11 protein-coding genes are annotated in these 12,093 nt (G+C 72.3%); 5 read left to right on the forward strand and 6 right to left on the reverse strand.

What is annotated here, in order from left to right:
- Positions 1 to 59: 59 nt before the first annotated feature.
- Complete coding sequence (gene mshD / locus OG392_RS19765; protein WP_329281190.1) at positions 60 to 986, reverse strand: mycothiol synthase; 927 nt, start codon at positions 984 to 986, stop codon at positions 60 to 62.
- A gap of 162 nt (positions 987 to 1,148) precedes the next feature.
- On the opposite strand from mshD, the gene OG392_RS19770 reads away from it, so the two are divergent.
- Together OG392_RS19770 and OG392_RS19775 are read left to right on the forward strand one after the other, a co-directional pair.
- Positions 1,149 to 2,957 (forward strand): bifunctional metallophosphatase/5'-nucleotidase, encoded by a 1,809-nt coding sequence (locus OG392_RS19770; protein WP_329281192.1) that lies wholly within the window; start codon positions 1,149 to 1,151, stop codon positions 2,955 to 2,957.
- A 109-nt stretch (positions 2,958 to 3,066) separates the two neighbouring features.
- Positions 3,067 to 3,918, forward strand: a complete 852-nt coding sequence (locus tag OG392_RS19775; RefSeq protein WP_329281195.1) for a phosphatidylinositol-specific phospholipase C — start codon at positions 3,067 to 3,069, stop codon at positions 3,916 to 3,918.
- On the opposite strand, the gene OG392_RS19780 is transcribed toward OG392_RS19775, so the two are convergent.
- From OG392_RS19780 to OG392_RS19800, 5 genes are all read right to left on the reverse strand, one after another.
- Positions 3,883 to 5,310, reverse strand: coding sequence for a sensor histidine kinase (locus OG392_RS19780; RefSeq protein ID WP_329281198.1), 1,428 nt, complete (start codon positions 5,308 to 5,310; stop codon positions 3,883 to 3,885). The two genes, OG392_RS19775 and OG392_RS19780, sit on opposite strands and share 36 nt — an antisense overlap.
- Positions 5,307 to 6,035 carry a response regulator transcription factor gene (locus tag OG392_RS19785; RefSeq protein WP_329281200.1) on the reverse strand — a complete coding sequence of 243 codons (729 nt, stop codon included), beginning with the start codon at positions 6,033 to 6,035 and terminating at the stop codon, positions 5,307 to 5,309. Before OG392_RS19785 ends, OG392_RS19780 begins: the two co-directional genes overlap by 4 nt.
- A gap of 32 nt (positions 6,036 to 6,067) precedes the next feature.
- Positions 6,068 to 7,255, reverse strand: coding sequence for a S1C family serine protease (locus OG392_RS19790; RefSeq protein ID WP_329281203.1), 1,188 nt, complete (start codon positions 7,253 to 7,255; stop codon positions 6,068 to 6,070).
- Between the two features lie 280 nt (positions 7,256 to 7,535).
- Positions 7,536 to 8,564, reverse strand: coding sequence for a LacI family DNA-binding transcriptional regulator (locus tag OG392_RS19795; protein ID WP_329281205.1), 1,029 nt, complete (start codon positions 8,562 to 8,564; stop codon positions 7,536 to 7,538).
- A 24-nt stretch (positions 8,565 to 8,588) separates the two neighbouring features.
- Positions 8,589 to 9,419, reverse strand: coding sequence for a response regulator transcription factor (locus tag OG392_RS19800; protein ID WP_329281207.1), 831 nt, complete (start codon positions 9,417 to 9,419; stop codon positions 8,589 to 8,591).
- Positions 9,420 to 9,645: 226 nt separating this feature from the next.
- Between OG392_RS19800 and OG392_RS19805 the strand changes: the two genes are divergently transcribed.
- The 3 genes from OG392_RS19805 to OG392_RS19815 are packed head-to-tail and all read left to right on the forward strand — an operon-like array spanning position 9,646 to position 11,992.
- Positions 9,646 to 10,452, forward strand: a complete 807-nt coding sequence (locus OG392_RS19805) for an alpha/beta hydrolase (protein ID WP_329281209.1) — start codon at positions 9,646 to 9,648, stop codon at positions 10,450 to 10,452.
- A 45-nt stretch (positions 10,453 to 10,497) separates the two neighbouring features.
- Positions 10,498 to 10,752, forward strand: coding sequence for a MoaD/ThiS family protein (locus OG392_RS19810; protein ID WP_030323286.1), 255 nt, complete (start codon positions 10,498 to 10,500; stop codon positions 10,750 to 10,752).
- Between the two features lie 10 nt (positions 10,753 to 10,762).
- Complete coding sequence (locus tag OG392_RS19815; RefSeq protein ID WP_329281212.1) at positions 10,763 to 11,992, forward strand: hypothetical protein; 1,230 nt, start codon at positions 10,763 to 10,765, stop codon at positions 11,990 to 11,992.
- Positions 11,993 to 12,093 lie beyond the last annotated feature (101 nt).

Below are 12,093 nucleotides of genomic sequence, written 5' to 3' on the forward strand. Positions count from 1 at the left end.
TGGAAAACAGGGGGCGGTGTCAACCGCCCCCTGTGGCCGCTGTGTTCGGGACTCCGAGGCTATGACTCCGTGCGGTACATCAGGTCCACCTCGTGCGTGACGAAGCCCAGCCGCTCGTACACCGTCACCGCCGCCGTGTTGTCGGCGTCCACGTACAGCATCGCCGTCGGCAGCCCCTGCGCCGCCAGGTGCCTCAGGCCGGTCGCCGTGAGCGCCTTGCCGAGGCCGCCGCCCTGGGCGTCGGGCAGGATGCCGACGACGTACACCTCGCCGAGCTGCTCCTCGGCGTGGGTCTTCGTCCAGTGGAAGCCGACGAGCCGGCCGTCCTTCTCGGCGAGGAAGAAGCCCTTCGGGTCGAACCAGGGCTCCGCCGTCCGGTCGTCCAGGTCCCGCTGGGTGAGGGAACCCTGCTCGGGGTGGTGCGCGAAGGCCGCGGAGTTGACGGCCAGCCAGGCCGCGTCGTCCTGACCGGGGACGAAGGTGCGGACCGTGACGCCCTCGGGGAACACCGGCTCCGGGATGTCGAGCGGGGTCAGGGAGCGGCGGAGCTGGCGCAGTTCGCGGAACAGCGTCAGGCCGAGGACCTGGGCGAGGTGCCGGGCCGCGGACTTTCCGCCGTGCGCCCAGACGCGCAGCCGCTTGCCGGAGGCGGCGAGCAGGGCGGTGCCGAGCGCCCGGCCGTGACCGCGGCCGCGGTGGCCGGGGTGGACCACGAGTTCGGCGGCCGGGGCCTCGATGGGGTCGGTCTCCTCCAGCTGGGCGTAGCCGTAGAGACGGGGGCCGACGGTGAGGAGGAAGTGCCGCACGCCCTCGCGGCCGCCGTGCCGGAGATAGAGCCTGCCCTGCTCGGAGACGGCGTGCACGCCGTCGGCCTGGTCCGCGGCCTCCAGCAGGTCCAGTACGTCCTGGATCTGCTCGGGCGTGAGCTCGTCGTAGGTGTGGATCTGCCGTCCGGGTTCGAGGGCCGGCGCCGCGTCGGAAGTCATGGACCCGAGCCTACGGTGACGTGCGGCCGCCCCGGGGAAAGGCGACGGCAACTGTCTCGTAACCCGCTACCCCCTGTTGCGCTACGCGCGTTGACTCTAGGCTTCGCTGGCACGTCAGCAGTCGAGAGGCGCACCGGAACGGGCGCGGGGACAAGGGGAGCGATGGCAGCGACACCGAAGAAGAAGAGGACAGCCGCGCGGATACTCGCCGTCGGTGCGGGTCTCGCCACCGTGGGCGCGCTCGTCGCCGCGCTGCCCGCCGGCGCCTCGGGGACGAAGGGCGGCAGCAACCACGGGCGGTACGTCGACGTCCAGCTGCTCTCCTTCAACGACCTGCACGGCAACCTGGAGCCGCCGACCGGCTCGGCGGGCCGGCTCACCCACCTCAAGGAGGACGGCACGACGGAGACCGTCAACGACGTCGGCGGCGTCGAGTACCTGGCCACGCACCTGCGCCAGGCCCGTGAGGGCAACCGGTACTCCATCACCGCCGCCGCCGGCGACATGATCGGCGCCTCCCCGCTGGTCTCCGGTCTCTTCCACGACGAGCCGACCATCGAGGCGCTCAACCGGCTGGACCTCGACGTCACCTCGGTGGGCAACCACGAGTTCGACGAGGGCGCCAAGGAGCTGGCCCGGATCCAGAACGGCGGCTGTCACCCCACCGCCGGCTGCTTCGAGAAGGGCAAGCGGTTCCGTGGGGCGGACTTCCCCTACCTCGCCGCCAACGTGACGAACGAGAAGAGCGGCAAGCCGCTGCTCGACCCGTACTTCATCTGGGAGCGCAACGGGGTCAAGATCGGCTTCATCGGCGTGACCCTGGAGGGCACGGCGAACATCGTCTCCGCCGAGGGCATCAAGGGCCTGAAGTTCGGCGACGAGGTCGAGACGATCAACAAGTACGCCAAGGTGCTGGAGCGCAAGGGCGTGAAGTCGATCGTCGCGCTGCTCCACGAGGGCGGCCTGCCGGCCTCGGGCGCGTACAACTACGACTGTGACAGCCCGGGCGCCGGCGCCGGCATCTCCGGCCCGATCGTGGAGATCGCCAAGAACGTCACCCCGCAGGTCGACGCCCTGGTCACCGGCCACACGCACCAGGCGTACGCGTGCACGATCCCGGACCCGTCGGGCAAGCCGCGCACGGTCACCTCGGCGGCATCCTTCGGCAGGCTCTACACCGACACGACGCTCACCTACGACCGTCGTACGAAGGACATCGTCCGCACCGCCGTCGCCTCCGCGAACCACGTCGTCACCCGTGACGTGCCGAAGGCCAAGGACATGACCCGGCTGATCACCCGCTGGAACACGCTGGCGGCGCCGATCGCGAGCCGTCCCGTCGGCTACATCTCCGCCGACATCGACAACCCCGTCGACGCGACGGTGTACGAGAAGCCGCTGGGCGACCTGATCGCGGACGCGCAGCTGGAGGGCATGGCCCCGGCCGACAAGGGCGGCGCGCAGCTGGCCCTGATGAACCCGGGCGGCGTCCGCGCGCCGCTGGTCCACAAGGCGTCCGGCGTCGAGGGCGACGGTGTGGTGACCTACGGCGAGGCGTACACCGTCCAGCCGTTCACCAACATGATGACGGCGGTCGACCTGACCGGCGCGCAGCTCATCACCACGCTCCAGCAGCAGGTCAGCGGCGCGAACCAGGCCGCCCCGAAGATCCTCCAGATCTCGAAGGGCTTCACCTACACCCTCGACCTGACGAAGACCGGCGCCGACCGGATCGTGACGTCCTCGGTGAAGCTGAACGGCGAGGCGATCGACCCGTCGAAGACCTACCGCGTCGCGATGAACGAGTTCCTGGCCGGTGGCGGTGACGGCTTCGCCGTCCTGAAGGAGCACAAGAACAAGCTGGTCGGCGCGTCCGACCTGGACCTGTTCACCGCCTACCTGGCGGCGCACTCCACCGCGACCGCCCCGCTGGCCCCGCCGGCCACGGGCCGGATCACGGTCGTGAAGTAACTCCGCGTGTCCGAGGGGGCGGTGGACCGTTCGACGGTCCACCGCCCCCTCGTCTTTCGCGTGCGCGGCACCCTGGCGCGTGCTGACGCGTACACGTCATACTCCGCGCATGGACCGTAGAAGCTTTCTCGCGGGAGCCGCGGCAGCCGGTGCCGTCCTCCTGGTCGGCGCCCCCTCCGCCCGGGCGGCCACGACCCAGGACTGGATGGCCGGCCACGGCGACCCCACCGCGCTCCAGAAGCTCACCATCCCCGGCACCCACGACTCCGGCGCCCGCTTCGGCGGCCTCTGGTCCGAGTGCCAGAACACCACGATCGCGCAGCAGCTCGCCGCCGGCATCCGGTTCCTCGATGTCCGATGCCGGGTCACCGGCGGCTCCTTCGCCATCCACCACGGCGCCTCGTTCCAGAACATCATGTTCGGCGACGTCCTCGTCGCCTGCCGCGACTTCCTGGCCGCCCACCCCTCCGAGACCGTCCTGATGAGGGTCAAGCAGGAGTACTCCTCGGACTCCGACGCCACCTTCGGCGCGATCTTCACCGACTACCTCGACAACCGGGGCTGGCGCTCGCTGTTCCGCATCGGCGACACCGTCCCCTCCCTGGGCGAGGCCCGCGGCAAGGTCGTCCTCATCGCCGACAACGGCGGCCTGCCCGGCCTCAAGTGGTGGGACGGCGGCGCCATCGCCCTCCAGGACGACTGGAACGCCCTGCCGAACGCCAAGTACCCCAAGATCGAGGCCCACTACCGTGCCGCCGTCCAGCAGCCCGGCAAGCTGTACATCAACTTCGTCAGCACCTCCGCCTCCCTGCCGCCGCGGTGGAACGCCGACAACCTCAACCCCCGCGTCCACGGCTTCCTGGACGGCACGGCGAACACCTGGAAAGGCCTCGGCATCACCGTCCTCGACTACCCCAACACCCGCTCAGGCCTCGTCGAGTCCCTCATCCGCCACAACTGACGGCGGCGGGGTCGGCGCCCCCGGCAGCCGGAGCGTCGCCACGGTGCCGCCGCCCTCCGCCGGGGTCAGTGCGATCGTGCCGCCCGCGTGGAGGACCGTGCGGGCCACGATCGAGAGACCCAGGCCCGAGCCCGGCAGGCTGCGGGCCGACGGCGAGCGCCAGAACCGGTCGAAGACGTGCGGAAGCTCGTCCGGGGCGATGCCCGGGCCCTCGTCGCGGACGGTCAGTTCACCGCGCATCAGGGTCACCTCGACCGTGCCCCGGGGCGGCGAGAACTTCACCGCGTTGTCCAGGACGTTCATCAGGGCCCGCTCCAGGCCGGCCGCCTCCGCCCGTACGTACCAGGGAGCCAGGTCGGTCACGAAGGTCAGCCCGGGGCCGCGCAGCCGCGCCCGGTCCAGGGCCGCCCGCAGGATCGTGTGGAGCGGGACCACTTCGAGGGGGCCCCGCTGTGCCGCGTCCGGGCGGGCCAGCTCCTGGAGGTCACCGATCAGCGCCGCCAGCTCCGTCATCTGCGCCTTCACCGAGGCCATCAGGGCCCGCCGGTCGTCCGGCGGGATCGCCCGGCCCGTCTCCTCGCTGCGCGCGAGGAGTTCGACGTTCGTGCGCAGCGAGGTCAGCGGTGTACGGAGCTCGTGGCCCGCGTCCGCGATCAGCTGCGCCTGCCGGTCCCTGGACGTCGCGAGCGCCGCCGTCATCGCGTTGAACGAACGCGACAGCCGGGCGATCTCGTCCTCGCCCTCGACCGGGATCCGCACGGTCAGGTCCTCGGTCGCGGCCACGTGCTCGACCGCGCCGGTCAGCCGGTTCACCGGCTCCAGACCCGTCCGCGCCACCCACAGACCGGCCGCGCCCGCACCGACGACGCCGATCCCGGAGACCAGGAGCAGCACCCAGCGCAGGGTGGACATCGAGTTGTCGATCTCGTACAGCGGACGGGCGACCGAGACCGCGACCGGCTGATTGCCGATCGACACGGCATACGAGTAGACCCGCATCTCCGTGCCGTTCGCGGCGTTCGTGGTGTGCAGCGCGAACGGCTGCTCGCCCCGTGCGACCGCGAGGTCCCCGCCCTGGGCGGGGATCGGGGAGGTGCCGAGGGTGCAGAGCTCGCCGGTGGCGGTGACGATCTGCAGGGTCTGCGCGGGCCCGGCGGGCACCGGCCGGCCCTCGGCCCCCGGGGCGCAGGAGGCGAGCAGCATCCGCGCCTGCCCGTCCGTGAGCCGGGTGTCGCGCAGCGAGGAGTCCAGCTCGTTCTCCAGCTGCGCCCGTGTCACGAACCAGCACGCGAGCGACACCGCGGCCACGGCCACCGCCACGGCGACCGCCGTGAGGAGGGCGAGCCGTGAGCGGAGCGGGCGGGAGCGGAACCAGGCGAGGGGACTTCTCACTCCCCGCCCCCTCCGCGCAGCGCGTATCCCACGCCCCGCACCGTGTGCACGAGGCGCGGCTCGCCGCCCGCCTCGGTCTTGCGTCGCAGGTACATCACGTACACGTCCAATGAGTTGGAGCTCGGTTCGAAGTCGAAGCCCCAGACGGCCTTGAGGATCTGCTCCCGGGTCAGCACCTGCCGCGGGTGCGCCAGGAACATCTCCAGGAGGGTGAACTCCGTCCGTGTCAGCTCCACCGTCCGCCCGCCCCGGGTGACCTCGCGGGTCGCCAGGTCCATCCGCAGGTCCTCGAAGGACAGGACGTCTGCGTCGGCCGGTCCGGAGGCCGTGGCGGAGGCGTACGAGCTGCGCCGCAGCAGTGCCCTGATCCGGGCGAACAGCTCGTCCAGCTCGAACGGCTTCACGAGGTAGTCGTCGGCGCCCGCGTCGAGCCCGGTGACCCGGTCGCCGACGGTGTCGCGCGCGGTGAGCATCAGGATCGGCACGGTCGAGCCGGACGCCCTGATCCGGCGGGCCGCCGTCAGCCCGTCCATACGGGGCATCTGGACGTCGAGGACGACGAGATCGGGGGCGTACGACTCCATCCGGGAGAGCGCGTCGAGTCCGTCCACGGCGTCCTGCGTCCCGTACCCCTCGAAGGCGAGGCTGCGGCGCAGGGCCTCCCGTACGGCGGGCTCGTCGTCGACGATGAGGATGCGTTCGGGCTCGTGTCGCAGGGCGGTCATGGGCTCAGCGTCGCACGCCGCCCCGTCGCCGGTCAGCTGCCGCCGCCCGCGCGCAGGCCGTCCAGGTCGGCCTTCACGGTGTCGACCGGGATGGCGAATCCGAGACCGACGCTGCCGGCCGTCGAACCATTCGAAGAGCTGGGCGAATACATGGCCGAATTGATCCCGATGATCTCGCCGTTCATATTGATCAACGCGCCGCCGGAATTCCCCGGATTGAGCGAGGCGTCGGTCTGCAGCGCCTTGTACGTGGTCTTCGACGAACCGGTGTCGCCGTTGAACTGCTGTCCGCCGAACTCGAACGGCCAGCCCTGCCGCGGGTCGTACTGCTGCTGCCCCTGCTGCTGGTCCCGGCCGGAGCCGTCGTCGTCCTTGGCGACGGTCACGTCCCGGTCGAGGGCGGAGACGATGCCGCTGGTGACGGTCCCGGTCAGGCCCTCGGGGGAGCCGATCGCGACGACCTGGTCGCCGACCCGCACCTTGGACGAGTCGCCGAGGGTGGCGGTCTTGAGGCCGGAGGCGCCCTGGAGCTTGATGAGGGCGAGGTCCTTGTCGGGGTCGGTGCCGACGACCGCGGCCCGGTAGGACTTGCCGTTGCTGAGCTGCACGGTGATCTCGGACGCGCCGGAGACGACGTGGTTGTTGGTGACGATCTCGCCGTCGGAGGTGATGATCACGCCCGAGCCGGTGGACTTGCCGGAGGTGGAGCTCGCGGAGATCTCGACGATCGAGGGGGAGACGGCCGCGGCGACGCCGGCGACCGTGCCGGTGTCGCCGGCGGAGACGTTGGTGCCGTTCACGTGCGAGGCGGCGGCGACGGGGGTGTCCTCGGTGGCCTGCTGGATCAGTGTCGCCGTACCGCCGCCGATCGCGGCGGCCGTGATGGCCACGGCGGCCATGAGGCCGACCCCGCGCTTGGCGCGGCGCCGGGAGCCGGGGCCTCCGGCGGGGGCGCCGGCCGGGGCGCCCGTGGCCGCGGCCGGCGGAACGGGCGGACCCGACGGCGGTACGTGCCCACCGGACGGCCACACGGTGGTGCCGGGCTCGGTGACGATCGGCGCGGTGGCGTGCTCCCACGTCGCGTGGGGCGGGTCGGTGACGATCGGCTGGGTGGCGGTCTGCTCGGCACCCGCCGGCGGCTGCGCCGGGGCGTAGGGCGGCCTCGGCGGGTGCGGCGGGTAGGGGGGCTGCTGCGGCTGCTGCTCCTGGAAGTCCGTCATGGTCCGACTCTCGGGGCCGTTCATGAGAGCTGTCTGAGGACCGGCTGAGAAGCCCGACAGAAGCCTGTATGCCCGATATAAGGACCCGGGGGAGGGGCCTGCCGCGGGGATCGTCCAGCGTGCGGCCCGGAGTGGTTCCGGCGGCGCGGGCCGGCCGGAACGGGAAGGGGAAGCCGAACGGCGGCTTCTGACGCCCGCCACCCCACGCGAAGAGCCCGTACGGAGGCGGCGGACGCCGACCGTACGGGCTCTGTCGTGAAGCGGGACGGGCCCGCCCGGCTCAGCCGCCGTCGCAGCCGCAGGAGCGGCGGACGACCAGCGACGACGGGAACACCTTCACCCGCTCGCGGCGCGAGCCCGCCACACGGAGCGAGTCGTCCAGGACCAGGTCCACGGCCGCGCGTGCCATGGCCGGCCGGTCCGAGGCGACCGTGGTCAGCGGCGGGTCGGTGAGCCCCGCCTCCTTCACGTCGTCGAAGCCCGCGACGCCCAGCTCGGAAGGCACCTCGATGCGCAGCTCGCGCGCCGCCCGCAGCACGCCGAAGGCCTGGTCGTCGGTGGAGCAGAAGATGGCCGGCGGCCTGTCCGGGCCGGCGAGCAGCTTGAGGGCCACCTGGTAGGCGTCGTAGCGGTTGTACGGGGCCTGGAAGAGCCGGCCCTCGATCGAGAGGCCCGATTCCAGCATGGCCCGCCGCCAGCCCTCCTCGTGGTCGGCGACCGGGTCGCCGACGGCCGGGGTGTTCGGGATGCCGCCCATGCAGGCCACGTACGGGTAGCCGTGGTCCAGGAGGTGCTGGGTGGCGAGCTGGGCGCCGATGATGTCGTCGGTGACGACGGCGACGTCGTCGAGGGCCTCGGGCCGCTCGTGCAGCAGCACGACGCGCGCGTCCCAGGCCTCGACCTCGCTCGCGGCCCGCTCGCTCATGCCCTGGCTGACCAGGATCAGTCCGGAGACCCGCATGCCGAGGAAGGCCCGCAGATAGTGGACCTCGCGCTCGTCGCGGTAGTCGGAGTTGCCGACCAGCACCATCTTCCCGCGCTCGGCGGCGGCCTGCTCCACCGCGTGCGCCAGCTCCGCGAAGAACGGCTGCCGCGCGTCCGGCACGATCATGCCTATGAGATCCGTGCGCCGGGACGCCATCGCCTGGGCGACCCGGTCGGGGCGGTAGCCCAGCTCCTTGATCGCGGCGAGGACACGCTCGCGCGTGGCCGGGGCGACCGGCCGGGGTCCGTTGTTGATGACGTAGCTCACGACCGCGGTCGAGGTACCTGCCAGTCGAGCTACGTCATCCCGCGTCACCTTGGCCACGCGCGGCAGTCTACGCGGGGTGACCTACCTACCGGCAGGTCGCACTGTGGCATCTGCCACGTTCCTGTCCGCCAGGGGGGTGATGTCCCCCGTGGCGTCCTTGACGCGGGCGGCCGCACGCGCCTCTTCCTGCGCACGGGCCTCATCGGCCTTGGCGCGCGCCTCCTCCGCCGCCCGCTCGACCTTCTCGGGGGTGACGAAGCGGTAGCCGACGTTGCGCACGGTGCCGATGAGCGACTCGTGCTCGGGGCCGAGCTTGGCCCGCAGCCTCCGTACGTGGACGTCGACCGTTCGGGTGCCGCCGAAGTAGTCGTACCCCCACACCTCCTGCAGGAGCTGCGCGCGGGTGAAGACCCGGCCCGGATGCTGGGCCAGGTACTTGAGGAGCTCGAACTCCTTGAAGGTCAGGTCCAGGACCCGGCCCTTGAGCTTCGCGCTGTACGTCGCCTCGTCGACCGACAGGTCGCCGTTGCGGATCTCCATGGGGGAGTCGTCCGCGACGATCTGCTGGCGGCCCATCGCGAGCCGCAGCCGCGCCTCGACCTCGGCGGGTCCCGCCGTGTCGAGGAGGACGTCGTCGATGCCCCAGTCGGCGGTGACGGCCGCGAGACCGCCCTCGGTGACGACGAGGATGAGCGGACAGCCGGGCCCCGTGGAGCGGAGCAGCTGGCAGAGCGACCGGACCTGTGGGAGGTCGCGCCGCCCGTCGACGAGGATCACGTCCGCGCCGGGGGTGTCCACGAGGGCGGGGCCCTCGGCCGGGGCGACCCGGACGTTGTGCAGGAGCAGGCCGAGGGCGGGCAGCACCTCGGTGGAAGGCTGGAGAGCGTTGGTCAGGAGCAGCAAGGCGCTCATCGCGCACCACCTGCCGTCCCTGCCGTCGGTCGGTCGTGCTTCGGTCGCTCGCTCATAACGTCGGTTCCTCCTCGGTCCCTGCGAGGACGTGCACTGCTTCGTACGGATCACTGCGGGCTCCCGCGCCCCGAGAGCTTTTGTTCATCCGTCCGTAACAACGGTCGGAAAACGCAAAAGGACCCGGGGGCTGCGTCGCCCGGATCCTCTGCCAAGGAGAATAGCCCACATGAGTTCAGAGGGAGAGGGCGGATTTCATATGGCGGATGTCTCCCTGATCACTCCCGGCTCCCGTCGGGCAATGTTGCGTACGGATGACGATGTCCGGATCGAGGCGGTTTACGAACCCTCTTCGGTCAGTGTCACCGATACGGCGGTCGTCGTCGCGCACGGGTTCACCGGGTCGGCCGACCGCCCCGCCGTCCGCCGCGCCGCACGGGTGTTCGGCGAGCGGGGCGCGGCCGTGATCACCTTCTCCTTCCGGGGGCACGGCGCCTCCGGCGGCCTCTCCACCCTCGGTGACAGGGAGGTCCTCGATCTGGCCGCCGCCGTCCGCTGGGCACGTGAGTTCGGCCACGCGCGCGTGGCGACGGTCGGCTTCTCCATGGGCGGCTCCGTGGTCCTGCGCCACGCGGCCCTCGCCCGGGAGACGGACGGACGCGCCGACGCGGTGGCCGCCGTCTCCGCGCCCGCCCGCTGGTACTACCGGGGGACGGCGCCGATGCGCCGCGTCCACTGGGTGGTCACCCGGCCCGCGGGCCGCCTCGTCGGGCGGTACGGGTTCCGCACCCGGATCGACCGGCGCGCCTGGGACCCCGTACCCCTCTCTCCCGTGGAGGCGGTGCCGCTGATCGCACCGACCCCCCTGCTGATCGTGCACGGCGACCGGGACGCGTACTTCCCGCTCGACCACCCCCGGATGCTCGCCGGGGCGGGCGAGGCGGAACTGTGGCTGGAACGGGGGATGGGCCACGCCGAGAACGCGGCGGACGAGGAGCTGCTCGCCCGGCTCGGGGACTGGCTCACACGCGCATAGCCCATCATGGGGGGCGGCGCGCACACGAACGAAGGGAGCGCCGCTATGGCAGCGGGAACCATCCGCTACTGGGCCGCGGCCAAGGCCGCCGCCGGTGTCGCGGAGGAGCCGTACACCGCCGAGCACCTCGCCGAGGCCCTCGACGCGGCCCGCGCGAAGCACCCGGGCGAGCTCGTCCAGGTCCTCAAGCGGTGCTCGTTCCTGGTCGACGGCGACCCCGTCGGGACCCGGAGCCATGAGACGGTACGGCTTGCCGAGGGCGGCACGGTCGAGGTGCTCCCCCCGTTCGCAGGAGGGTGAACCCCAGCACATGAGCAACGACCAGTACTACGGCGGTCAGCAGTACGACCCGTACGCGAACGGGCACGCGAACGGGACCGGGAACGGGCACCAGGAGCAGCAGGGCCCCGACGTCACGCAGACGTGGGAGGGCCAGACCTGGGACACCCAGTTCCAGCCGGCCGTCACGTACGAGCAGGTCCAGGCCGACCGGGCGCGGGCCGCGCAGGCCCCCCAGTCCCAGCAGGCCTACCAGCAGCACCCCCACCAGCCCCAGCAGCAGCCGTACGAGACGTACGCGCCGGGTCAGGCCTCGTACGAGTCGTACGGGACGCCCGCCGCCTCCTACACGGAGCCGCAGCAGCAGCCTCAGTACCAGGCGCAGCCCCAGCCGGTGGCGGCTCCCGCTCCCGCCCCCGTCGTGGAGCCCGCTCCGGCGCCGCCCGCGGCCTCCGGTGAGGCGGGTCCCGGCTGGTCCTCGCCGACCACCTCCGGGAACACCCGCGTCACCGACGCCCAGCGCGCCCGCGCCGAGGGCCGCTCGCCGATCATCGCGCCGGGGATGCAGCCCGCCGCGCTGACCGCCGTCCTCGGACTGCTGCTCGCGGGTGGCGCCGCCCTCGGCACGTACGGACTCCTCGTCCCGCTCGTGCTGCTCCAGGGCCTCACCGCCGCCGGCTGGTTCCGGCTCAACGGCATGTGGCCCGCCCGTCAGGGCATCGCCCTCGCCTTCGCCGGCGGCCTGGCCGCCGACGCCGTCCTGCTCGTCACCGGCCGGGAGAACGCGGCCGCCGCGATCTTCGGCACGCTCGGCGTCTGGGTGCTGCTCTGCCTGGTCCTCCAGCTGCGCAGCCACGCCGACCCGGACGAGCGCATGTACGGCCTGATGGCCACCATCGCCTCGGCCGCCCTCGCCGTCGTCGCCACCGGACACCTGGGCGCCGACCCGGACGCGGTCGTCGTCGGCGGGGCCGCGGTCGCCGCGGCCGTCCTCGCCCGGGCGCTCCCGCTGCCCGGACCCGTCTCCCTGGTCGCCGGGCTGCTGGCGTCGGCGGGCGCGGGGATCGCCGCCGGCGGTCTCACCGGCCTGGGTTCCTCCGGTGCGCTGCTCGGCCTCGGGGCCGGGGCCTGCGCGCTGGTCGGCCTGCGGGTGGCGAGCTACGACTACCCGTCCCGTTTCGTGCACATGACGGCCGGTGTGGCGCTGCCGCTGACGGCCGCCGCACCCGCCGTCTACCTGCTGGGCCGGGTCCTGGCCTGACCCCCCGGGTCCTGTCGTCGGGACCTCGCGGAACCCGCGGGGGAACCAACCGGCCCCCCGACGCGTCGATCTTCGTGTCGGGGGGCCGGAACACATCCATT

It is taken from the genome of Streptomyces sp. NBC_00691 (genome assembly GCF_036226665.1).
In the GTDB taxonomy this organism is placed as follows: Bacteria; Actinomycetota; Actinomycetes; order Streptomycetales; family Streptomycetaceae; genus Streptomyces.

Coding starts and splice junctions, on each gene's coding strand:
- mshD (WP_329281190.1), bottom strand. CDS start 986: ATGACTTCCGACGCGGCGCCGGCCCTCGAACCCGGACGGCAGATCCAC.
- OG392_RS19770 (WP_329281192.1), top strand. CDS start 1,149: ATGGCAGCGACACCGAAGAAGAAGAGGACAGCCGCGCGGATACTCGCC.
- OG392_RS19775 (WP_329281195.1), top strand. CDS start 3,067: ATGGACCGTAGAAGCTTTCTCGCGGGAGCCGCGGCAGCCGGTGCCGTC.
- OG392_RS19785 (WP_329281200.1), bottom strand. CDS start 6,035: ATGACCGCCCTGCGACACGAGCCCGAACGCATCCTCATCGTCGACGAC.
- OG392_RS19790 (WP_329281203.1), bottom strand. CDS start 7,255: ATGACGGACTTCCAGGAGCAGCAGCCGCAGCAGCCCCCCTACCCGCCG.
- OG392_RS19800 (WP_329281207.1), bottom strand. CDS start 9,419: ATGAGCGCCTTGCTGCTCCTGACCAACGCTCTCCAGCCTTCCACCGAG.
- OG392_RS19805 (WP_329281209.1), top strand. CDS start 9,646: ATGAGTTCAGAGGGAGAGGGCGGATTTCATATGGCGGATGTCTCCCTG.
- OG392_RS19810 (WP_030323286.1), top strand. CDS start 10,498: ATGGCAGCGGGAACCATCCGCTACTGGGCCGCGGCCAAGGCCGCCGCC.
- OG392_RS19815 (WP_329281212.1), top strand. CDS start 10,763: ATGAGCAACGACCAGTACTACGGCGGTCAGCAGTACGACCCGTACGCG.